We start from the raw sequence: 22,115 nt of genomic DNA, 5'->3' as shown, positions 1-22,115 counted from the left end.
GGATCTGGCCTACTGATTGACTATATAAATTGAGAATTCATCTTCGGATTTACTAGAAAAAATATGCTGGCCGGTGAACGCATTGAATTTGTGTTTCCAATTCTCGTGTCAACGTGATGTTATGTGTTGCCGGGTTTTGTCCCGGCGGCCGCGTCTCTTTTGTACCGGCAAAAGGACCCCAAACCATTGATGCCCAGATCGGCTACATTCAATCGTGCTGACGCAAGCAACGGAAAGGCGGACCAACTCGCCAAGCTCAGACAAGGTCCGCCCCCTGGTTTGAGTGTCAGCCCGGTTGGCCGATCTGCAGGTTAATTTGATAGGGCAGAAGGCAGATCTTCTGATAAGGAGACCGAAAAATGCTGACTCTGTTAGGCTATCACCGAATATGATGCCGCCAATGAAGATTGTTGAATTTGCTTTTATTGTATACCCGGCCACAGATCTGGCGCGGTCCCGTGCCTTTTATGAGGGCGTTCTAGGGCTCGCCAGTGCGACTTCCATGGATCTGGTCGACGGATTTTGGGTCGAGTATGAGGTTGGTCCTCACACGCTGGCCATTGGCAAAGAACCCTTCTTGAAGCCATCCGGGGACGGTCCCCAGCTTGTGCTGACAGTAGAGGACTTTGACAAAACCATAGAACATCTCAGGTACCACAACGTCCAGTTTGCCCTTGAGCCTTTCGACCTTCCTCACTGCCGGGCAGCCATAATCCTGGACCCCGACGGTAACAAACTCGGCATTCATAAACGAAACCCCTAATAAATTAGGATTAGGGTTCAAGTTTGTTGGTGAGAGTTTGAAGGTAAGGTATCAGGAGCATGGCTTTTGGGTACTCGTTCCACTGGGTTCTTCCATGCGGCCGGGGTTCCTTGGGCTTGGCCCATGGGTGTAATCAGCTCTTGCCGTAAGATATTCTTTACGGTTATCCCCACGAAAACAAAGTCATTTCTCCTTGGGATTTTTCCATTTTTCTTAGCCACTTCTTTTCCCATGGCTTGCAGGCACCAATGTATCAGTGCAGTGGGTTGCGAGGAGAATGAGTGGGAAATCAGCTGAAGTCACGATCCGCTGTCCACAACTCCTGAATGCCATGATGTCGGCAAAGAGACGCGATGCGGGCATCATGGACGAGAGGACCTTGAACTTTTCCCTCTATCACCGCCAGTCGAAATAATTGCCAATAGTCATGTGTCTTTGAAAGGAGTATGACTTTGGGGGATTCTAACCACGCATCTACTTGCTCACAGGCACCCGGAGGGCCGTGGATATTTTGAAGATTCGCGGATGAGTCACAATCGCCAGAAATTTATGCAGACATGGCCAGGGAATGGCCCAGGATTTGGCCCTTTCCGCTAAGCTTCCTAGATGGTCGTAGTCCGAGTGATGCCATGTAGAATCTTCTCGATGGGCAGACACTAGGATACGCGCGTCAACCGCAATCCCCATCCCCAATTTTTTGGCTTCATGTCAAAGTGATTGAGACCTATCGACAGTTGTCTTCATATGTATAGATGTATGATCTGATATGGGTATATGTCAAAATGTAGAATGTTAGCGAATAGCCGTGGATAAATCCCTTGACGACGAACACGATTTAACCATGGGGGGAAAAGAGACTTATAGCTTCTTCATGGTGGTTGCCAGGTTTTTTAAATTTTGAGATTTTGAAATTTTTCCCTGGCTTCCAAAAAGGAAAATGGGGGTGTACGGAGAAGCTGTTTGGCACGGGAAGAGATCATGGTAAGGTTTTTGGGGCGGACCAGTCCGGATTCTTCGATGGTTCCCTGTTGAATATTTGGTGTCGGCGTGATCCCGAAATGATGGAGCAAACCTATCCCCAAGTCCCAACGGTTCAGGCTTTCAGGGCCTGCTATATGTAAGATGCCTGGGGCATCCATGGTGGCTACCTCCAATAAGACTTTGGCAAAGTTTTCAACCCAGACGGGACAGCGAAGTTCATCAACGAACAAGCGATACGGTTCGCCGGTTTGTGTGGCCTTGATTAAGCGTGTCGTCTGGCGGTCCGGCGTGCGCAGATCATAGAGCAGCGAGGTGCGGATGATGGTGGCCTTCGGGTTCAGGGAGCGGATGAGTTCCTCCGCCTTGGCTTTGGCATGGCCATAGGGGTTGATGGGGTTCGTGGGGCTCTCTTCGGTATAAGGCGCCGAAGTCCCATCAAAGACTTGATCGGTCGAAAGGTGAATGAAGCGAATATTTCGTTCTACTGATTGCATGGCAAGAAGTCCTGCTGCAGGGAGGATCGCTTCAATGCCTTTTCCCTGCTCCGAGCAGGCGGTGTGAATAATGACGTCTGGTTGCACCCGATCCATGAGGATTCGAACTTCCTCAGGGCTTTGGAGATCACACACATGAAAGGTTACGCCGGGAAGGGATGTGGAGGGCGTGGCGTGCAGCGTTCCGGCTGCGACAAATTGATTGGCCCGACGTAGGAGGTGATTGCCTAAAAAGCCCGCTCCGCCGGTGACGAGGAGACGTGTGTTCATCGCCCGCATTGTAGACCAATGCCAAAAGGAAAATCTTGTGTGAAGACAGACGGTTCCTTAGAATACCTGCAGGGTCAATATTTTTGGAAGGAATCGGCTTATGCATAAAATTGATTTGCGTAGCGATACTGTGACGAAACCCACACCCGCCATGCGGGAGGCGATGGCTCAGGCCGAAGTGGGTGATGATGTGTATGGAGAAGATCCGACCGTGAATCGATTGGAAGCCATGGCCGCTGAAATGTTAGGCAAAGAAGCTGCGGTCTTTGTTCCTTCAGGGGTGATGGGCAATCAATTGGCTCTCCGGTTGCACACCAGGCCCGGTGATGAGGTGATCGTGGATAGTACGTCCCATCTCATTCGCTATGAAGGGGGATCGGCCTCTTCGCTCTCCGGTGTCCAATTGGTTTGCGTGCCGGGTAATCGCGGGCGCCTCTCGCCGGAATCGGTCGAAGCCGCTATTCGGCCAAAGGGGCTTCATAATCCTCCAACGACGTTGGTGTGTCTGGAGCAGACGCATAATGTGGGTGGAGGATCGATTTATTCCTTGGAGGTCATCCATCAAATTGCAGAGGTGGCCCGCACCCATGGACTGTCCCTGCATTTGGATGGTGCTCGATTGTTCAATGCGGTGATCTCAACCGGTGTGGCGGCTGCTGACTATGCTCGTCCCTTTGATACGGTGTCGTTTTGTTTGTCGAAAGGGTTGGGGGCTCCCGTCGGGTCGATGGTGGTGTCGGATGCGGCACGTGTTCAAACATTGCGCCGTCTTCGCAAAGTGTTTGGCGGGGGGATGCGGCAGGTGGGCATTCTGGCCGCTGCCGGTGTGTATGCACTTGAGCATCATATTGCCCGATTGGCAGAGGATCATGTGAATGCGCATTATCTGGCGACACTCTTGGAGGACATCCCCAGTGTGGTCGTTGATGTCAAGACAGTTGAGACCAATATGGTGATGTTTCAGGTCCCCCATTCTTCTAAAACGACCGACACGTTATTAGCTGACTGCCGGGAGGCCGGAGTCCTGTTGAATGCCATGGGGGATCGGGCGTTTCGGGTGGTGACGCATTTGGATGTCAATCATGAAGATATGGTTGCTGCCGGGCGGATCTTCAGGCAGGTTTTTTCAGCCGCGGTGTGAATGTCGCCACCCCGGAATTCGTTGACAGGGTCTGGGACAGTTCCTACAATTTCTATTGATCAGCCTGATGAAGGGAGCCTACGTGAGTTTATTGGATACGGTTTCGTTTCAGCATATTACGAGAATTTTAGAAGTGACGGATGAGTTGGATATTTCCCGAGAGGCAGTGGAAATTCCCCTGGCCCCGGCAAGTCCAGGGGTCGTTCGTCGGTTGCCCAATGGCAAGCTGGAAATTGTCGTGGATGCCGATCTGCCCTTCGATGATTGGGTACAGACACTGCCTGAAAAGATTCAGGCGGAAATGCCGGACGATTGAGTCCGATTAGTCCGATCGTGTAATTAAGAGGTAGGCAAAGGAGATTGTACTCATGGCTGTGCGTGATCGGGAGTGGCCTGGGTATACTATTTGGTACTGTTGTCAGAAATGTGGCCGCTTGTGGACGTATCAAGGGTCAGATGTTGTGGCGCTGGACCTCTGCAGTTCATTGGGACCAGCCATAGTAGGGGACGGCGTCCGCGGACGAATGTGTGCAATTTGTGAAGGGCGATGTCACGCCCCGTCGGCTGAAATTTGACGACCGTGGTGGTCTGGGGAAGACAAATGTTTGGCTTCAACGACCTCCCGTTTCCCTGACGCATTTACTGAGAACCAACCGCAACGGGTTGTCCCTTCATGTCTGTCTCGCCTGACTGTTTCGTGGTTTTTTCTACTGACCATTCATGGGGCGTGATCTTCAGGAGATGCCCTTTGAGCGTATAGAATTCGCCTTCCGGTATTTCCACCTGATCAGTGCCAGTCACGTTAATGGCCAGTACCCGTTTCTTGTCTCCTCTGTTGGATAAAATTATGCCGTTCTCCAACCGTTCCAGTTGATAGGCTCCTTGTTCGTTAATGACCAGGGAATTGGCTTCAATCTTTGCGTGCAATTTTCCAACTTTATCGAAAATGGCAAAATTGACTCGAACAGGGGTTCCTCCGGTTTTTCGAAGCTGCATTTCGATTTGGGGGAGTCCGTCAATTTCTACAATTCCATTGGAATTGCGGTACCAATGCGGTCCGACTTTCACATCCATGCCCACCATGCCTCCTTTTTTCTTCAGTGAATCGACTCAGAACTGAACCGTATTGTACTGACCGGATCAGCCTGGTGGCTAGAGGAAATGTTCCTTGGATGAGTGTTGAAAACACGTGTGGCAACTCGGGATGGTTTTAGGGATACCTATGGAAAGTACTGAACGCGCCTTCCTTCGCCCAGGCTGAAGACACGCTTTGAGCGTTAAATTCTGAGCGCGCTTGGGATGTGGGGGAGAGGGTGCCGGGAGGTCGTCACACGTAACTGGAATTAGGACTTATCCTTGATTCGATTCAGGATGAGGGCAATGCATCCACCCAAGAGACCTCCCCCAAAGATGGGCGGTCCCAATTCGACCAGTTTGATTTCCCATATAGGTTCATTAGCCAGCATCAGATCGCGAATCCCGCCTTGAATCATGATGACAGCCAGTGCCATGAGGGCGCCAATCATGAACCACCATCGAAACACTTTAAACGATTCCATGAAATGTCCTTATGCCAGAATGGGTCGATCGAATGTTCGGTACTGAATCGCTTCGGCGACATGTGTGGAAGAAATCATAACCGATTCTCCTAAGTCGGCAATAGTTCGGGCCACACGTAAAATCCGCCCATAGGCCCGTGCGGACAATCCTAGTCGGCTGACGGCTTGATCTAACAGGGTGTTTCCGGCTTGATCCAGTTGGCAATATTTTTTAAGCAAGCGAGGCTTGAGCTGTGCATTGTTGAGGGTCTGCTCAGCACGGTAGCGGTCGATCTGACGTTGTCGTGCCTGGATCACTCGGTGACGAATGGCGGAAGAGGCTTCACCGGTTATTCTGCCCGATAGTTCTTTGACCGGGACAGCGGGGACTTCGATGTGAATATCCAGCCGGTCGAGGAGTGGACCGGACAGACGGCTTCGATATCGTTGAATGTGATAGGGCGTACAGATGCATTCATGGGTAGGGTCTCCGCAATATCCACATGGGCAGGGATTCATCGCCACGATCAACATGAGTTTAGCGGGAAACGTGAAGCTGGCCTGTGCGCGGGTCAGTGTGACGGTTCCATTTTCCAGTGGCTGGCGTAAGCTATCCAAGAGCGACCGCTTAAATTCCAATGCCTCGTCTAAAAAGAGGACGCCATGATGTGCCAGAGAGACTTCTCCGGGACGGGGAATGGATCCTCCTCCAACGAGGCCGGCTTCTGAAATGGTGTGATGGGGGGCACGAAAGGGGCGATTGGCAAGAAGGGCCGCATGAGGTGGAAGGTTTCCGGCCACACTATGGACCTGACTGGCTTCCAAACATTCCTGAAAGCTCATGGGTGGAAGAATACCTGTTAACCGTTGGGCTAACATGGTTTTCCCCGATCCCGGTGGACCTACCATGAGAAGATTATGCCCACCAGCGGCAGCCACCTCCAAGGCACGTTTGGCCTGAAATTGTCCCACTACATCGGCAAAGTCTTCTTCCGTGGCGGTAAGTCCTGGTGGCTCGATGGAGAAGGTATTTTTTGCAGGAAGGAGCGTGAGTGCCCCCTGAAGAAATTCCACCACCTGAGGGAGGGTAGAGACGCTAAATACAGTGGCGTGGTCGACCACGGCAGCCTGCGAGGCATTGTCGTGAGGCAGGATCAATGAAAAGGGGTGACGGGTGGCCATAGCCATGGACAATGCCCCGGGAACCGCTTTGATTCTGCCATCCAGTGCCAGTTCCCCGACAAAAATGTAGGAGGTGACGGCTTCTTGTGACAGGACCCCTTCGGCTACCAAAATGCCGATGGCAATCCCCAATTCGAGACCTGCCCCTTCCTTTTTTAATCCGGCTGGCGCCAAATTGACGGTGATTTTTTTTGCAGGAAAATGAAACCCTGTGTTTTTAAGTGCCGATCGAACCCGGTCCCGGCTTTCACGAACGGTCGCATCGGGTAGCCCCACGATAGAAAATTGTGGAAGGCCTCCACCAATATCCACCTCAATTTCAATGAGGTTGGCTTCTAATCCCACTAATCCCACGCTTTGAATTTTGGCTAACATGTTGCTTACCTATTCCCGTTTAGGACTTGTAGTGGGTGTGCATTCACGGATTTTAAGTCCGGTTTTTTTGGGAACCTTTAACCTCATAATGTGGAGGAATCGTCCTGCTGGCCGAAAGGGGCAGACATATTGGTCTTCTGTGGTTGACTCATGCATGGGGTTTTTGAAAATTTGCACTGTGAGCCAGTGCTTATGGGGATACGGGAGATGAAAGAGGGGGGATTTTCGGTGAAGGAGTAAGAGACGGGGGATTCGGAGGTGAAGGAAGTATAGGACTTGTTCCATCGGTGGAAAGGGCTGCTCCGTTCTCAGGGCTCTGAACCGAATCCAATATGTCTTTGAGTTCCTTGCTTTCCACGTTGTCTAACGACTCGGAGTTCGGGGAGGGAGCAGTTGAGTCCTGGGAGGGTTGCGATCCCTTGGGGGAAACTACTGAAGACTGTTCAGAGTGTGACTCGGGTTTCTCCGTGACCGTGGGGACAGTTCTTGGCCCCGTTGCTGGAGGATTTGTTGTCTGCGTGGGGGCCGAGACCGGAGTAACCGGTTTTTTTGAAGATAGTGGATTGGCTATGTTGGAATGGTCTTGGGGTGGCTCAATGTTTGGTTGATCCGGAACCTGGTTGCCTTCAGAGATATGTTGTGGGCTCGGGTTCGGAGATTGTGCACGGGTGCGTTCCGTAGGAGAAGTCAATGGTGTTTGCGGGTGGTGTGATGCATCAGATTGCAAGGAGTGATCCTCTGTCACCGCCGTTTTTGGCGCAGGGGAGGGCGGGATTGCCCAGTTTAAGGTATCACTATTTGGTGTGCCATCGGTTTTCCCCTGCGGCATTCCGGTCGTTGAAGTATTCAGCGGAGAAGAAATTGGGTCGTCAGGAGGTCTGGTCGTGAATGAGTCTGTTGGTTGAACGTTGGGAGCCGGTTGGTTGATGAGTGGCTGCTCGGGGACCCAAGGTTGATTCGATGCCAGGAAAGGGATGCCGAGCTCTTCCTTATACATATAACCTATTGTGCTACCAATAAGGAGAAGTAAGGCGATTCCAATCATTACACCAAATTTTTTTCTGGTCTTGGCTCGGTGTATTCCTTGATAGTCGGTGGAATGTTTCGGCCGAGTCATGGCAGGCGGTTGGCTTGGAGGGGTTACTGATACTGGTGCCTGTGGTGGAAGGCTCGGTGTCTCTATTATGGCTGTTTGGATTTCCGGCGTTGGTTGAGGTTCTGCAGGAGCCGCTGGGGGCATCAAAACTTCAGGGGCAAATTTTGCCAATTGCTGATTTAAAATGGTGAGGACATGGGTGGCATCTTGAAGCCGTTCTGAGGACTGATTCCGGGTCATTTGGCGAATAAGCTCACAGATGGCTTTCGGGACATGGTCGGGGAAGTCAAAAATCGGGTCAGCCTGGTCGAAGGCCAGTTTCCCCATAATCGATGTCTTCGGAAGACCGGAATAGGGCACTCGCGTGGTGAGCATGTCGTACATCATGAATCCCAAGCAATACAAATCGCTGCCGAGGGTCAGCAGTTCGCTTTTGGCAGTTTCCGGGAGCAGGTAGGGTAATGGTCTGAGTAACTCAGCGTCACAGTTTTTCACGATGTCCATCAGGATCCAAGATAATCCGAGATCCATGACTTTGATCTGTCCTTGAGGGCCGACCAGGACGTGTCCAGGATGGAGTGTGCCGTGAATGATGCCTTGAAAGTGGATGTGAACTAACACTTCCGCAATTTCACGAGCGAGTAAGAGCATTTTTTCGACTGAAAGCGGCCCTTCATTCTGAATGACGTGTTGGAGACTGGGAGCATCAAAAAATTCCATGCAGACGACGGGGGTGCCGTCCTGCTCTTCTACTTTGAAAATTTTAATGAGATTGGGGTGTTCTAACCGAAGGAGCGATTTGGCTTTTTCGATGAAGGCTTTTCCACGAATGAGCCGACCATTGATATGGGTATGATACACTTTAATCGCCATTTCCTGCCGCAGTTCGAGATCATACCCATAGTAAATGGTACCGGTTTGGCCTTTGGCAATCTCTCCCTGTATTTCAATTTTTCCAGGCAACAGTTGTGTATTCATACAAAAAACCCTAACTTTTTTAACGAAAATTTGTCATGAATGCGTAGGTTTGGTTGTCGTGGCGCATTGAAACGAAGGCACCCTTATCAAGCAATCCGGAAAACTCGAAGCCATGGAATTCCTGCTCATCTTGTCGGAATACCGTTTGATTTTCTTGAATGGAGGGGATTATTGATCTCTTGGGATTTCAAATGTAGGACATAGGGAGAGGGCGTTTTTCAGGATCAGCTGGCAGGAATAAGGAGAGTTCATGGGGCAATCTTTCGCTCAGAGGACCTTAAGGGCTGTTCCTACTTTCCGTAGTGCTCGGAGGGCGGTCTCAAGGTGCTCAAGAGAATGATCGGCTGTAACCGTGATGCGGAGGCGGCTGGTTCCTTTAGGGACCGTAGGGGGGCGGACAGCCGGAATCCACACGCCCTCTGCTCGTAAGTATTGGCTCATCTGAACCCCGAGTTCCGGGTCGTTCACCATGATCGGGAGAATAGGGCTCTGCGTGTCGGTCAGTTTGAATCCCATGGTCACTAAGCCGTGATGCAAAAACTCTCGATTGCGCCAGAGCATCATCCTGCGTTGGGGTTCCTGCCGGATGACCGCCAGAGCTGCGCTCGCTGCTGCGGCAACGGCGGGTGGTGGGGCGGTGGTATAGATAAATGAGCGTGCGGTATTAACCAGATAGGACACGAAATCTTTTGGCCCGGCAATAAAACCGCCGCTGGACCCAAGGGCTTTACTGAGCGTACCCATCTGCAGGATGTGGCGGGAGTCTAATCCAAAATGTTCCACCGTGCCTCGACCGGTTGCGCCCATGACCCCGGTGCCATGCGCGTCATCAATGAGCAGGGTGGCTCCATACTCTTCTGCCAATCTGGCTATTTCGGGCAGCGGAGCCACATCTCCATCCATACTAAACACTCCTTCAGTCAGAATGAGCGTCGAAGTCCGTGAGCGTGGTGTTGCCAGAAGGCGCTTGAGATGGCTGATATCGTTATGATGGAAGACTCGTAGCGTGGCCCGGCTGAGGCGGCAACCATCGATCAGACTGGCATGACATAACCGATCCGCTAAAATCAGGCTATCTGCCGTAGCAAGATTCGGTATGACTCCTATATTGGTGGCATAACCTGAGGAAAAGGTGAGAGCCGCCTCTGTTTCCTTAAAACCGGCCAATTCATCTTCTAAAACGTGATGAGGGGTGATGTTGCCGGAAATTAACCGTGAGGCTCCAGATCCTACGCCAAATTTTTCGATGGCCTTCATGGCGGCATCTTTTACCTGGTGATGGTTGGCTAGCCCAAGATAGTTATTGGAGGCAAAAAGCAGGACTTCCCGCCCTTCCACTGAAATAACAGGAGCCGAGGGGGAGTTGATGAGAGATAATTCCCTCAACAGATGTTGTTGCGCTAAGGTCTGAAGGTTTTCTCTAAACATTGAGAGGGCCGCAAGATTTTGAAATATTACCTATAGGATCTGTCCTCCACAGGTATTTCGTAATGGGATCAACCCTGTTACAATAAATATTGACTTGAAAAAATTATAATGATTACAATGGTTTATTTATGTACTCAATAAATTTACCACAAATGGGGAATATTTTTTGTCGGAGAGGTTTTTGAGAGCCTTTACCGGGACGATGAGGTACACCAGGTTTCGTCCGTCGTCAAATTAACCAAAGGGTGAGAATCATGAAAATCACTGGTGCAGAAATCTTCTTGGAAGCATTAAAGCGTGAGGGCGTGAAAACCATGTTTGCCTTACCAGGCGGAGTGGTTCTCAAAATATTCGATGTCTTGCACCAGCAAAAAGATATTCGGGTAATTCTGACACGACATGAACAAGGTGCCGGGTTTATGGCCGTCGGATACGCCAAAGCCATGGGGAAACCCGGTGTGGCACTGATTACCTCCGGTCCCGGCATGACAAATGTTATCACGTCACTTGCGGACGCGTATATGGATTCAGTTCCCATAGTCGTCTTTTCAGGACAGGTTCCGACCGCCTTAATCGGCAACGATGCCTTTCAAGAGGCCGACAACATCGGTCTCAGTCGTCCCTGCACCAAATACAATTTCCTGGTCAAGGACGTGAAAGATTTAGCACAGACGATTAAGGAGGCGTTTTATATTGCCACCACTGGTCGTCCTGGCCCGGTTTTAGTCGATATTCCTAAAGATATTTCGCTCGATAAAGCGGACTTTCATTACCCGACGGCTGTTTCCATTCGCGGATATAATCCCACGTACGACGGAAGTCGGTGGAAAATTAAACAAGCGGCGGACGCGATCATGAAAGCCAAGCGTCCGATTTTATATGTGGGTGGAGGAGTCGTGTTATCCGGGGCCTCTCCGGAGGTAAAAGAACTGGCCGAGCTGACGCAAATTCCGGTGGATATGACGTTGATGGCACTTGGGGCATTTCCCGGAAACCATCCCCTTTCACTGGGGATGCTGGGCATGCATGGAACGTATGTCGCGAACATGGCCATGCATTATTCTGACCTGGTTATTGCCGTTGGGGCACGATTTGATGATCGGGTGACGGGCAAGGTTTCAGAGTTTTGTCCCGATGCGAAAATTATTCACATCGATATTGATCCGACCTCTATTCGGAAAAATATTCAGGTAGACATTCCTATTGTCGGTGATTGTAAGCGAGTACTCATCGAATTGAATAATATTCTTCGGGCTACGGTGAATGGGAATCAAAAGGAGCAAAGAAAGCCCTGGTGGGATCAACTGAATGCCTGGAGGCAAGCGCACCCTCTACGCTATGATCAGGATCCTGACGGACAAATTAAGCCACAATTTCTTATTGATCGCCTGTATCAGCTGACGAGCGACCGAAATCCTATTTTGGCCACAGACGTAGGTCAACACCAGATGTGGTCAGCTCAATATTTTAAATTACAAAATCCTCAATCCTGGTTAACATCAGGGGGACTGGGGACCATGGGTTTTGGATTGCCGGCCGCGATGGGTGCGCAAGCTGCGTTTCCGGATCGACTGGTTCTGTGTGTCGCCGGTGATGGCAGTTTTCAAATGAATACTCAAGAGTTGGCGACCGCAGTCGTCGAGCAACTACCGGTTAAAGTTTTTATTATAAATAACCGCTTCCATGGCATGGTTCGGCAGTGGCAGGATTTGTTTTATGAGGGCCGGTATGCGTCAAGCTATCTGGGGACCGTTCCTGATTTTGTGAAATTAGCCGAAGCCTATGGGGCTGCAGGTATTCGAATTGAAAAGGTTTCGGAAATGGATAGCGGCATTCGTGAAGCGCTTTCCATTAAGGGTCCGGTCGTGATTGATGTCCCGACCTACCAGTTTGAAAATTGTTATCCCATGATTCCGGCCGGAGGCTGTAATCATGAAATGTTATTAGCAGATCCTCCGGACTTAAAGAAGCCCAATGCCATGCAAAAAATTGGTACTCAGGCGGATTCGGATTCTGTCATCACAGCTTAGAGTACAACCATAAAAGGGTGTTATGGAACACATTATTTCGTTGACGGTAGAGAATAAATTCGGATCTTTGTCCCGAGTAGCCGGTCTCTTTAGCGGACGGGGTTTTAATATAGAAAGTTTGTCAGTTGCCCCGACCCTGGATCCCTCTGTATCTATGATGACCCTGGTCACCAAGGGGGATGATCCGATTATCGAACAAATCTTGAAACAGTTGAACAAACTTATTGATGTGATTAAAGTCGTTGACATTAGCGAAAGCGAGTTTGTTGAACGAGAGACCGCGCTAATTAAGGTTCATACCCGGCCAGAGGATCGAGCGGAAGCTCTTCGCATTGCGGATATTTTTCGAGCTAATGTTCTGGATTCCTCTCCTACCAGCTACACCATTGAAGTCACTGGAGATGTGAGGAAAGTCCAGGCGATCATCAATCTCCTGCAGCCACTTGGCATCAAAGAGCTGGTACGAACCGGCAGGATTGCCATTGGGCGCGAACCGACACGCTCGACACAACCCCAATCCCGACCGCTTGCGAAAGCGAATTAATCAGGCCAACCAACATCTGCCTTTAGACTGAGGGGATCCGTCCACCCCGATCGACGGAACGACTAAGGACTATATTATCTTTATGAGGAGTGCATGATGAAAATTTATTATGAAAAAGACGCAGATCGACAGATTTTAGCCAAAAAAACTGTGGCCGTCGTGGGGTTCGGCAGCCAAGGGCATGCCCATGCCTTAAACATGCGGGATAGTGGTTTGCAAGTGGTCGTGGGCTGTCGGGAAGGTTCCTCATGGAACAAAGCGGAAGCGGCTGGGTTGAAAGTCATGCCGACCGCGGATGCGGTAAAAGGTGCCGATGTGGTGATGTTGTTAGCTCCTGATGAAGCCCAAGCCGCCATCTACAATAAAGATATTGGTCCCAATTTAAAACAAGGAGCTTATCTGGCCTTTGGGCACGGTTTTAATATTCATTTTGGGCAAATTCAACCTGCCAGCCACGTGAATGTGTTTATGGTGGCTCCGAAGGGTCCCGGGCATTTGGTCAGGTCGGAATATACCAAGGGGACGGGCGTACCGTGCTTGTTAGCCATTCACCAGGATCCGGGAGGGCAGACAGCTAAGGTCGGATTGGCCTATGCTTGTGCGATTGGCGGAGCCAGAGCTGGTGTCATTGAAACAACTTTTCGAGAAGAGACGGAAACGGATCTTTTTGGAGAACAGGCGGTCTTATGTGGAGGGCTTACCTCACTGATTCAGGCAGGATTTGAAACCTTGGTCGAAGCAGGCTATTCGCCTGAGATGGCCTATTTCGAATGTTTACATGAAGTGAAGCTCATCGTGGACCTGATCTATCAGGGTGGTATCGCCAATATGCGCTATTCTATTAGCACGACCGCTAAATATGGCGATGTGACACGAGGGCCACGGGTGGTGACCGATGAAACGAAGAAAGTGATGAAGGAGATTTTAGGAGAGATCCAAAGCGGTCGATTCGCCAGAGAGTGGGTGCTGGAAAATCAAGCGAACCGGCCCGTGTATAATGCTCTCTTGAGAAGAGGAGAGGAGCACCCCATTGAGGAGGTTGGTTCACGGCTGCGAGGGATGATGCCCTGGCTGCAAAAAGATCAGCTTGTGGATAAACAAAAAAATTGATGAGAAGGTTGCCGAACGTGAGACCCATTCCCAATGGCTGATCAGGCAAAAGGTGTTCCTGTTGCCAAAGAAGGCATCCCTTTTATCGCAGGGGGAGGGCTTCTGACGCTTGGGTCTTGGGTGGCCGGATCGGTCTGGCTCACTTGTCTGATGGGATCGTTAACCCTGTTTACCGCCTGGTTTTTTAGAAACCCGGTCAGAACGATTCCCCAGGGGAAAAACCTGATTGTGTCTCCAGGGGATGGGACGGTCGTAGCGGTAGAAGAGGAATTCGAGCACCGATTCCTCAAAGAGCCCAGTATCAGAATCAGCATTTTTTTAAATGTATTCAATGTCCACATTAACCGGATGCCGGCTGCAGGAGTACTACAGGATGTCGTCTATGCCCCCGGGAAGTTTTTAGTAGCCAGTCGTTCGGAGGCTTCAGCGGAAAATGAGCAAAATGCGTTAATGCTCAGGCGCTCCGATGGGAAAAAAATACTGTGTGTTCAAATTGCCGGGTTAATTGCCAGACGAATTGTCTGTTGGGTCACTCCCGGTGAACAGGTTGAGGCAGGTGAACGGTTTGGACTTATCCGGTTTGGATCTCGAATGGATTTGTATCTTCCTCACGACAGTGCCATTCAAGTCAAAGTTGGCGAGAAAGTAAAGGGAGGGTCGTCCATCGTGGCGGAGTTGCTATGCGTGGAGCCTTCATGAAACAGCCAAAAAAACGTCGGGTCGTCTATTTAATTCCCAATCTGCTGACCACGGGGAATCTCTTCAGCGGCCTGGCCTCTATCCTGTTTGTCTTTGGAGGCGATTATGGGGCTGCGGCCGTTGCGATCCTTGTGGCGATCGTGTTTGACGTTTTGGATGGGACGTCGGCCCGTCTGATGAAAAGTACGAGTGACTTCGGGTTGCAATATGATTCGTTGGCAGATGTCGTGGCTTTCGGGGTGGCTCCGGGTTTGCTGATGTATTCCTGGGCGTTGAGCGCTCCGAAGATGTTGGGTGCGGCGGTGATGTTTGCCTTTGTGGCGTGTGGTGCCCTGAGATTGGCCAGACATAACGTTTTGGCGACGACAGGTGGAGATGGCAAGCCGTTTACCGGTCTTCCTATTCCCGGTGCAGCAGGGGTGATGGCCACGTTGGTGATTTTTGATCAACATGTGGCGCCGTTAGGGGAGAAGGTGAAGCCAATCCTTGGGATCATCCTGACCCTGGTGCTGGCATTTCTCATGGTGAGTACATTTCGTTATCGTAGTTTGAAAGAATTGAAAACGCAGGAACACCACCACTTTAATTATTTGGTATATGCAGTCCTCATTCTCATGGCGGTCTTAGCGTATCCGCAGGCAATGCTTTTTGTGGTGTTTGCAGCCTATGCGCTTTCGGGCGTGTTGGAGCAGGGATGGAGGCTGGTGGCAGGTATGATGGGGAAAAAGCCGGCGGAAGAGATTAGACCGGATGGACTCCAAAAATGAAAGGCCGGCCATCGAGAGGAGAAGGGGCGTTGGATGAAGACCAGATGTGGGGGTAATGAGCCATGACACGGATGATTCGAATTTTTGATACCACCTTGCGGGATGGAGAGCAGTCTCCTGGCGCAAGCATGAACATCGAAGAAAAAATCCTCGTGGCGAAGCAATTAGCCCGGTTGAATGTGGATATTATCGAAGCCGGTTTTGCGTTTAGCTCTCCTGGTGATTTTGAAGCAATTCATCGTATTGCCCAGGAAGTGGAAGGTCCGGTCATTTGCAGTCTAGCCCGGGCGAAACCGGAGGATATTGACCGGGCTTGGGAGGCACTCAAAGGCGCACCCAAATGCCGTATCCATACGTTTTTGTCTTCTTCGGATATCCACTTGAAACATCAATTTCGCATGACCAGGGATGAAGCTCTTAAGAGGGCAGCGGAGATGGTTCGCCATGCCCGGGGTTATGTTGAGGATGTGGAATATTCTCCCATGGATGCCACCCGTTCCGATTTGACCTATCTCTGTGAGGTGGTGGAAGCCGTGGTGGAGGCTGGAGCGGGAACGGTGAACATTCCGGATACGGTGGGGTATACGACTCCCGAGGAGTTTGGAAAGATTATTCGGACATTAAGAGAGCGAGTCCGTGGGATGGAGAGGGCCATTATTTCCGTCCATTGCCATAACGACTTGGGGTTGGCTGTCGCAAATTCCATGGCGGCCATATATGCGGGAGCAGGCCAGGTGGAATGTACGATCAACGGGATTGGTGAACGAGCCGGCAATGCTTCATTAGAAGAAATCGCGATGGGACTCCGTACGCGTACTGATTTTTACCAGTCCGATACCAACATACGCACGGAGGAAATCTCCAAAACCAGTCGGTTGGTGAGCAATATCACCGGAATGGTGGTTCAACCCAATAAAGCGATTGTAGGGGCCAATGCCTTTGCGCATACGTCCGGTATTCATCAGGACGGGTTGCTCAAGGACAAAAGTACCTATGAGATCATGCGACCGGAATCCGTCGGATTAACCCAAAGTCGGCTGGTGATGGGCAAATTGTCCGGTCGGCATGCCTTTCGTGAAGAACTGGCGAATCTGGGGTACACTCTTTCTGACCAGGAATTGCAAGAGGCCTTTGAACGTTTTAAACATCTGGCGGATCAAAAGAAGGAATTATTTGAGGAAGATCTGGAGACAATCGTCAATAAGGCAATTACCAAAGTTCCTGAGCGTTATGCCTTAAAGGGGTTGCATGTGGAAAGTGGCCTGGATCGGCGTCCCTCCGCGATGGTGGAATTGATGATGGATGGGCGAATCGCGAAACTGACGGGTACGGGTGATGGGCCGGTAGATGCGGTGTACCGGACCATTGCAGCCTTGACTGAAACGAAAAGTCTTCTTCGTGCCTATATCGTGAAAGCGATTACAGGTGGGACCGATGCCCAGGGAGAAGTATCGGTCCGCGTCGAAGAAAATCGGGAAACCGTTACCGGTCACGGATCAGATACGGATATTATTCTTGCTTCTGCACAGGCCTACCTCAATGCGCTCAATAAATTGGCGGATTTGGCGGAACGACATGCCAGAGCCGAACAAAAAATCGGGTTGTGTTGAAGAACGCGTTCCCTTGATCTAAGTCAATGAGCCACTGATATCCTGCCATTTTCTTCGTCCATGGGTGGGTGTTTTCTCTCAAACCGTCTAGTGTGCGCGTTTATCGCCAAAATCAAACCAAAGGTGTTCATCATATTATTGGGGGAGTCATGAAAAAACGGATTGCCGTATTACCGGGTGATGGAATCGGGCCCGAAATCATGCCACAAGCGATTCGGGTTCTCGAGGCCATTGGTCAGAAGTGTGGGCATCAATTTACCTTTACCTACGGGCAGGTTGGCGGGGAGGCGATTGACGCGACAGGCTTTCCATTGCCGGCCGAGACCCTGAAATTGGCTCAATCGAGTGATGCCGTCCTCTTGGGAGCTGTGGGTGGCCCTAAGTGGGAGGGTCTTGAGTATGAGCGTCGGCCGGAGCGTGCCTTACTCGGGTTGCGGGAGCAGCTTGGGCTTTTTGCTAACCTTCGACCGGCAAAAATGTATTCAGCATTGGTAGCGGCATCCAGCCTCAAACCGGAAGTCGTGGAAGGTATTGATATTCTGGTTGTTCGGGAACTGACGGGTGGGATTTATTTTGGCAAACCCAAAGGCATTGAACAAACGGCGGCGGGACATCGGGGATTCAATACCGAAGTCTATACGACGGAGGAAATCCGACGGATTGCGGAAGTGGCTTTTCAGGCAGCCCGGAAGCGCCGTGGCCTTGTTCACTCAATCGATAAGGCCAACGTGCTGGAGTCGTCCGAGCTCTGGCGGCGAGAAGTGATTAACGTGCATCAGAACTTTCAAGATGTGGAATTGCGTCACATGTATGTAGACAACTGTGCTATGCAACTCGTTCGCTATCCCAAGCAATTCGACGTGGTGGTGACGACCAATTTGTTTGGGGATATTCTGAGCGATGAAGCGGCGATGTTGACCGGGTCGATAGGCATGCTTCCTTCCGCCAGTGTCGGAGCGACAGTGGGGATGTTCGAACCGATTCATGGAAGTGCTCCGGATATTGCCGGGAAAAATATCGCCAATCCTATTGGGACCATCGCTTCCGCAGCCATGATGTTGTGCCACTCGTTCGAATTGATGAAGGAAGCCGAGATGATTGAATCGGCAATTCAGAAGACTCTTGAGCAGGGATATCGCACGAAAGATATTGAGAGTCAGGGGTGTACGCTGGTTGGAACCGCTGAAATGGGGGATCACATCGTAAAGCAGTTAGGATCCTAAACAGATGATTGGGAAGGGACAGAGTGGGCAGATTCTCACGATAGCGGGAACGGGGGAGCCCGGGTATCAGGGCGACGGACAGCCTGGGACTCAAGCGGTTCTGAATGAACCCAAGAATGTGTGTTTTGACGCTGAAGGCAACCTCCTGATTGCCGATTCTGAAAACCATGTCATTCGCCGTTTGCGACATTCAACCGGTGTCATCGAAACGGTAGCCGGGTGTCTCGTCATGCGGGGCGTCGGCGGAGAGAATCCACAGCCCCCGACCCCATCTTCACCTTCTCACATCGAGGAGGAGGTTGATCCTCTTGCGGATGTGAATGAGATTCCGGGCCAGGCCTACTCTCAAACGCCTGATTTAAGTGGAACGGTCCGGTATATAGTTGGACAGGGGATGGGCAAAGATCGATTTGCGGGAGATGGAGCCTTGGCCACACGAGCACAATTAAATTTTCCCTCTGCTGTCGCCGTTGATGCGGCAGGCAATCTCTTTATTGCCGACACATGGAACCATCGCATTCGGCGTGTAGATTCCAAAACGGGGATGATTCATACCGTGGCCGGGACCGGCCAGGCAAAGTGGACGGGGGACGGAGGTTCCGGTGCTTCCGCTTCCTTGAATGAACCGGTGGCACTAGTTGTGGACGGGACGCGACTCTATATTGCCGATCAGAGTAATAATCGTATCCGTATGCTGGATTTGGACTCGGGTGTCATCACAACCATCGCGGGAACCGGAGAGTCGGGATATACCGGGGATGGCATGCCTGCGATTGAGTCTGCGCTTGCGGGACCGAGCGGGTTGGCACTTGATCGCCATGGAAATCTCTATATTGCGGATACCTTCAATAGCCGTATTCGAATGCTTGACCACCGCACGGGGATTCTGTCCACGGTGGCGGGGGATGGCGCCGAGTTTCGTTATGAGCGTGGGGCGAATGAACAATCTCAGGCCTTGGCCAGGCCGTATGGCATCGCGATCACACCACAAGGCCATGTCCTCATCACGGATTCCGATCATCACTTAATCCGGAAATGGGATGCCATCAAAAAAGAAATGACTCTGGTCGCCGGCAATGGCCGATCGGCATGGGCTGGTGATGGAGGCCCGTCTTCGGATAGTAGCCTCAATTTTCCGTTTGGTGTGGCTGTTGACGCCCTGGGCAATATTGCGATTGCCGATACCTTTAATCACCGCATCCGCTATATTCCTGTCTAATTAGGGTTCCGGCGGCCATCACGGGGGTGTCGAAATATTCAACCTCGGGTGTTGGCTGGAATGCTCTCCTGCGATAGGTTTCCTTGTGTCATTTTTTGAGTCAAGGATTTTAAGCTGATAGGATATGTCTATTACTGGACGCCATGCATGTTTTTCTTGAGGGAGTGAGCCTGACATGATAAAGAAAAAATCGGCCTATACGGTCGCAGTGGTCGGAGCAACCGGTGCCGTTGGTACGGAGATGATCCAGGTCCTGGAAGAACGGGATTTTCCTGTCGGGGAATTAGTTCCGCTGGCCTCGGCCCGTTCCGAAGGCAATGAGGTCATGTTTCGCGGACAGACCCTTCCCGTCAAGGTGCTGGAACACAACTCGTTCGAAGGTGTGGATGTGGCCTTGTTTTCGGCAGGAGCCGGTGTGAGCAAGGAATTCGGTCCGATGGCTGTGAAAGCTGGCGCCGTAGTGGTGGACAACAGTTCCGCATGGAGGATGGACCCCAACGTACCACTTGTGGTGCCTGAAGTGAATATCCATGCTCTTTCGGGACATCAGGGGCTGATTGCCAATCCCAATTGTTCCACGATTCAAATGGTCGTGGCTTTGAAGCCGCTGCATGATGCGGTCCAAATCAAACGGATCATTGTCACGACGTTTCAATCCGTGTCCGGAACCGGCAAGGATGCGATGGAAGAATTGATTGACCAGTCCCGGCAACTACTCAGTTTTGGAGAAGCCAAAGTGTCGGTCTATCCCCATCAAATTGCCTTTAATTGTTTGCCGCATATTGATGATTTTTTGCCGAATGGATATACCAAGGAAGAAATGAAAATGGTCAACGAAACCCGGAAAATTCTGGGTGAATCGTCGTTGCCGATTACGTCAACGACAGTCAGGGTCCCGGTCTTTATCTGCCATGCGGAATCCGTGAATATTGAAACTGAGCAAAAGCTGAGTGCTAATGACGCACGCGCTCTACTGTCCGCCGCTCCCGGCATTCAAGTCTACGATGATCCCAGTCGCAATTTGTATCCTCTGCCGATCGATGTGGTGGGAACTGATGCGGTATTTGTGGGGCGGGTGAGGGAAGATGAATCGGTGGCTAATGGATTGAATCTGTGGATTGTGGCGGATAATTTGCGAAAAGGCGCCGCGCTCAACGCCGTACAAATCGCCGAGGAACTTATCCGGTAATGCGTGAGAGTCAAGATGATGAGTGGAGTGGGAAAAGCTCTGATACTGCTGGGGACGGTCCTCCTCGTGCTGGGGGGAATATTTTGGGCCTTGGGGAAATGGTCCGACGGTGAGGGCGGTTTGGGCTGGCTTGGCCGGTTGCCCGGGGATTTTATCATCAAGCGGGATCACGTGACGTTTTACTTTCCTCTTGCGACCAGTCTCATCCTCAGTGTGGTCGGAAGTGTGATCTTCTATCTTTTCTTCCGGCGGTAGGCAAGAGTTATGGCATGTGTGGCACATCGCTTGGGCCTAGGTCTCCTCCTTGTGAGTTGGGTGATATTGGATTCTCCGGTCATTTGGGCGGATGAACCGGCTATTCGTGTGGGGCTTGCCCAGGCTGCCCGGGTTCTTTCCATTCAATCTGCGGATTCGTTTTCCCTGCTTCTGTCTTCCGGGAAAAGATTTCATGTTTCAGGTCGAGTGACTATTCGAAGGCAAGGCGCTGGTCTTCTTCTTAATGAACGTGTCGTGTCTGAGTCGAGTCTGCGGGTTGAGGGATCCACAGGCATCTATCAGGTAGGAGTGGAGACCAAAAACGAAAAGGCTGCGCTCCAGGATTTACGGCCAGAATGGGTGGTTCGCGGCCCGCTTGAAATTCGATCGGACCCATCCGGATTAACCTTAGTTAATTGGGTTGATCTTGAATCATATGTCGCAGGGGTGGTCTCGGGTGAAGTCGGGGCTAAGTGGCCTCTAGAAGCCCTGAAAGCTCAAGCCGTTGCTGCCAGAACCTATGTGTTGTACAAAAAAGTTGAAAACCAATTGCAAGCCTTCGATGTGGTCGCCGGTGTGCAGGATCAAGTCTATCATGGCCATTCCGTACAAGCTGAATCTGTGCTGCAGGCTGTTGCAGCCACCAGGGGCCAAGTGGTGACGTATGAAAATCGCCCCATCTTTGCGGCCTATTCGTCGACGGCGGCTGGTCCTACTGAGGATGCGTTGTATGTGTGGGCATTGGATCTTCCCTATCTCAAAGGTGTCGATTGCCCGTTTGACGAGCAGGCCCCACGATATGATTGGCGTACATCATTTACGTTCGATTTTCTTGAGCAGCAACTGCTGAAAGAAGGGTATGACGTTGGTAAAATCGCGACCTTTACGCCCTATACCTTTACGCCTTCGGGTCGTGTTGATCGTGCGCGCCTGCTTCATTCCCGTGGAGAAATTATTCTACGTGGGCAGGACTTGCGACGAGTGGTTGGATACTCAAAAATTTTCAGCACCCAATTTTCCATCGAATCATTGGGTCAGGAAGTGGTCGTGGTGGGTCATGGAGCGGGGCATGCCGTGGGAATGTGTCAGTGGGGTATGCGCGAGATGGCCGAGTTAGGGTATGACTACCAATCGATTATCCGACATTATTACCCCCACACGATACTTCTTCCTATTGACCGTGTGCTCCTCACTGCTACCGACTAATTCTTTTACTTTCTTTT

Annotated in this window: 20 protein-coding genes; 14 read left to right on the top strand and 6 right to left on the bottom strand. The window is 51.1% G+C overall.

Annotated elements, in window-relative coordinates; genetic code table 11:
• Window positions 1–400: 400 nt before the first annotated feature.
• Window positions 401–763 carry a VOC family protein gene (locus H6750_01775; GenBank protein MCB9773039.1) on the top strand — a complete coding sequence of 121 codons (363 nt, stop codon included), beginning with the start codon at window positions 401–403 and terminating at the stop codon, window positions 761–763.
• A gap of 890 nt (window positions 764–1,653) precedes the next feature.
• On the opposite strand, the gene H6750_01770 is transcribed toward H6750_01775, so the two are convergent.
• Window positions 1,654–2,508 (bottom strand): sugar nucleotide-binding protein, encoded by an 855-nt coding sequence (locus tag H6750_01770; GenBank protein ID MCB9773038.1) that lies wholly within the window; start codon window positions 2,506–2,508, stop codon window positions 1,654–1,656.
• A gap of 100 nt (window positions 2,509–2,608) precedes the next feature.
• Between H6750_01770 and ltaE the strand changes: the two genes are divergently transcribed.
• On the top strand, window positions 2,609–3,649 hold the full coding sequence (ltaE, locus tag H6750_01765; GenBank protein MCB9773037.1) for a low-specificity L-threonine aldolase: 1,041 nt from the start codon (window positions 2,609–2,611) through the stop codon (window positions 3,647–3,649).
• Between the two features lie 67 nt (window positions 3,650–3,716).
• A complete protein-coding gene (locus tag H6750_01760; protein ID MCB9773036.1) occupies window positions 3,717–3,965 on the top strand; it encodes a hypothetical protein in 249 nt (82 codons plus the stop codon).
• A 323-nt stretch (window positions 3,966–4,288) separates the two neighbouring features.
• On the opposite strand, the gene H6750_01755 is transcribed toward H6750_01760, so the two are convergent.
• The 5 genes from H6750_01755 to bioF form a co-directional block, all read right to left on the bottom strand.
• On the bottom strand, window positions 4,289–4,723 hold the full coding sequence (locus tag H6750_01755) for a hypothetical protein (GenBank protein MCB9773035.1): 435 nt from the start codon (window positions 4,721–4,723) through the stop codon (window positions 4,289–4,291).
• A gap of 269 nt (window positions 4,724–4,992) precedes the next feature.
• A complete protein-coding gene (locus H6750_01750; protein MCB9773034.1) occupies window positions 4,993–5,208 on the bottom strand; it encodes a hypothetical protein in 216 nt (71 codons plus the stop codon).
• Window positions 5,209–5,217: 9 nt separating this feature from the next.
• Window positions 5,218–6,744 (bottom strand): YifB family Mg chelatase-like AAA ATPase, encoded by a 1,527-nt coding sequence (locus H6750_01745; protein ID MCB9773033.1) that lies wholly within the window; start codon window positions 6,742–6,744, stop codon window positions 5,218–5,220.
• A gap of 190 nt (window positions 6,745–6,934) precedes the next feature.
• Entirely contained in the window at window positions 6,935–8,818 is a 1,884-nt protein-coding gene (locus H6750_01740) for a protein kinase (protein MCB9773032.1), read from the bottom strand.
• A 267-nt stretch (window positions 8,819–9,085) separates the two neighbouring features.
• A complete protein-coding gene (gene bioF / locus H6750_01735) occupies window positions 9,086–10,246 on the bottom strand; it encodes an 8-amino-7-oxononanoate synthase (GenBank protein ID MCB9773031.1) in 1,161 nt (386 codons plus the stop codon).
• A gap of 254 nt (window positions 10,247–10,500) precedes the next feature.
• Here bioF and ilvB point away from each other — a divergent pair, with 254 nt between their 5' ends.
• From ilvB to H6750_01680, 11 genes are all read left to right on the top strand, one after another.
• A complete protein-coding gene (gene ilvB, locus H6750_01730) occupies window positions 10,501–12,276 on the top strand; it encodes a biosynthetic-type acetolactate synthase large subunit (GenBank protein ID MCB9773030.1) in 1,776 nt (591 codons plus the stop codon).
• 22 nt (window positions 12,277–12,298) lie between these two features.
• Window positions 12,299–12,820: an acetolactate synthase small subunit gene (gene ilvN / locus H6750_01725; protein ID MCB9773029.1), complete on the top strand. Its 522-nt coding sequence runs from the start codon at window positions 12,299–12,301 to the stop codon at window positions 12,818–12,820.
• Between the two features lie 96 nt (window positions 12,821–12,916).
• The gene (gene ilvC / locus H6750_01720; GenBank protein ID MCB9773028.1) at window positions 12,917–13,930 is read left to right on the top strand and encodes a ketol-acid reductoisomerase; all 1,014 of its coding nucleotides are present in this window, start codon (window positions 12,917–12,919) and stop codon (window positions 13,928–13,930) included.
• A gap of 33 nt (window positions 13,931–13,963) precedes the next feature.
• A complete protein-coding gene (locus H6750_01715; GenBank protein ID MCB9773027.1) occupies window positions 13,964–14,629 on the top strand; it encodes a phosphatidylserine decarboxylase family protein in 666 nt (221 codons plus the stop codon).
• Window positions 14,626–15,396, top strand: coding sequence for a CDP-diacylglycerol--serine O-phosphatidyltransferase (gene pssA / locus H6750_01710; protein MCB9773026.1), 771 nt, complete (start codon window positions 14,626–14,628; stop codon window positions 15,394–15,396). Before H6750_01715 ends, pssA begins: the two co-directional genes overlap by 4 nt.
• Window positions 15,397–15,458: 62 nt before the next feature.
• The gene (locus H6750_01705; protein MCB9773025.1) at window positions 15,459–17,006 is read left to right on the top strand and encodes a 2-isopropylmalate synthase; all 1,548 of its coding nucleotides are present in this window, start codon (window positions 15,459–15,461) and stop codon (window positions 17,004–17,006) included.
• A gap of 149 nt (window positions 17,007–17,155) precedes the next feature.
• Entirely contained in the window at window positions 17,156–18,229 is a 1,074-nt protein-coding gene (gene leuB, locus H6750_01700) for a 3-isopropylmalate dehydrogenase (protein ID MCB9773024.1), read from the top strand.
• Window positions 18,230–18,233: 4 nt separating this feature from the next.
• Window positions 18,234–19,448, top strand: coding sequence for an SMP-30/gluconolactonase/LRE family protein (locus tag H6750_01695; GenBank protein MCB9773023.1), 1,215 nt, complete (start codon window positions 18,234–18,236; stop codon window positions 19,446–19,448).
• A gap of 175 nt (window positions 19,449–19,623) precedes the next feature.
• Window positions 19,624–20,637: an aspartate-semialdehyde dehydrogenase gene (locus tag H6750_01690; GenBank protein ID MCB9773022.1), complete on the top strand. Its 1,014-nt coding sequence runs from the start codon at window positions 19,624–19,626 to the stop codon at window positions 20,635–20,637.
• Window positions 20,638–20,655: 18 nt separating this feature from the next.
• Window positions 20,656–20,892, top strand: coding sequence for a DUF2905 domain-containing protein (locus H6750_01685; GenBank protein ID MCB9773021.1), 237 nt, complete (start codon window positions 20,656–20,658; stop codon window positions 20,890–20,892).
• 9 nt (window positions 20,893–20,901) lie between these two features.
• A complete protein-coding gene (locus H6750_01680; GenBank protein ID MCB9773020.1) occupies window positions 20,902–22,098 on the top strand; it encodes a SpoIID/LytB domain-containing protein in 1,197 nt (398 codons plus the stop codon).
• Window positions 22,099–22,115: the final 17 nt, after the last annotated feature.

It is taken from the genome of Nitrospiraceae bacterium, assembly GCA_020632595.1.
Classification (GTDB): domain Bacteria; phylum Nitrospirota; class Nitrospiria; order Nitrospirales; family UBA8639; genus Nitrospira_E.
Note: the sequence above shows the minus strand (reverse complement) of the source record. Positions and strands in the feature narration are given on the sequence as shown.

Bases quoted from the DNA above. Each gene is read 5' to 3' on its own strand.
- H6750_01680 (MCB9773020.1), top strand. From the start codon at position 20,902: ATGGCATGTGTGGCACATCGCTTGGGCCTAGGTCTCCTCCTTGTGAGT.
- H6750_01695 (MCB9773023.1), top strand. From the start codon at position 18,234: ATGATTGGGAAGGGACAGAGTGGGCAGATTCTCACGATAGCGGGAACG.
- ilvC (MCB9773028.1), top strand. From the start codon at position 12,917: ATGAAAATTTATTATGAAAAAGACGCAGATCGACAGATTTTAGCCAAA.
- pssA (MCB9773026.1), top strand. From the start codon at position 14,626: ATGAAACAGCCAAAAAAACGTCGGGTCGTCTATTTAATTCCCAATCTG.
- H6750_01715 (MCB9773027.1), top strand. From the start codon at position 13,964: ATGGCTGATCAGGCAAAAGGTGTTCCTGTTGCCAAAGAAGGCATCCCT.
- H6750_01740 (MCB9773032.1), bottom strand. From the start codon at position 8,818: ATGAATACACAACTGTTGCCTGGAAAAATTGAAATACAGGGAGAGATT.
- ilvB (MCB9773030.1), top strand. From the start codon at position 10,501: ATGAAAATCACTGGTGCAGAAATCTTCTTGGAAGCATTAAAGCGTGAG.
- H6750_01745 (MCB9773033.1), bottom strand. From the start codon at position 6,744: ATGTTAGCCAAAATTCAAAGCGTGGGATTAGTGGGATTAGAAGCCAAC.
- H6750_01755 (MCB9773035.1), bottom strand. From the start codon at position 4,723: ATGGATGTGAAAGTCGGACCGCATTGGTACCGCAATTCCAATGGAATT.
- H6750_01750 (MCB9773034.1), bottom strand. From the start codon at position 5,208: ATGGAATCGTTTAAAGTGTTTCGATGGTGGTTCATGATTGGCGCCCTC.
- H6750_01690 (MCB9773022.1), top strand. From the start codon at position 19,624: ATGATAAAGAAAAAATCGGCCTATACGGTCGCAGTGGTCGGAGCAACC.
- ilvN (MCB9773029.1), top strand. From the start codon at position 12,299: ATGGAACACATTATTTCGTTGACGGTAGAGAATAAATTCGGATCTTTG.
- H6750_01760 (MCB9773036.1), top strand. From the start codon at position 3,717: ATGAAGGGAGCCTACGTGAGTTTATTGGATACGGTTTCGTTTCAGCAT.
- H6750_01685 (MCB9773021.1), top strand. From the start codon at position 20,656: ATGAGTGGAGTGGGAAAAGCTCTGATACTGCTGGGGACGGTCCTCCTC.
- H6750_01775 (MCB9773039.1), top strand. From the start codon at position 401: ATGAAGATTGTTGAATTTGCTTTTATTGTATACCCGGCCACAGATCTG.
- bioF (MCB9773031.1), bottom strand. From the start codon at position 10,246: ATGTTTAGAGAAAACCTTCAGACCTTAGCGCAACAACATCTGTTGAGG.
- ltaE (MCB9773037.1), top strand. From the start codon at position 2,609: ATGCATAAAATTGATTTGCGTAGCGATACTGTGACGAAACCCACACCC.
- leuB (MCB9773024.1), top strand. From the start codon at position 17,156: ATGAAAAAACGGATTGCCGTATTACCGGGTGATGGAATCGGGCCCGAA.
- H6750_01770 (MCB9773038.1), bottom strand. From the start codon at position 2,508: ATGAACACACGTCTCCTCGTCACCGGCGGAGCGGGCTTTTTAGGCAAT.
- H6750_01705 (MCB9773025.1), top strand. From the start codon at position 15,459: ATGACACGGATGATTCGAATTTTTGATACCACCTTGCGGGATGGAGAG.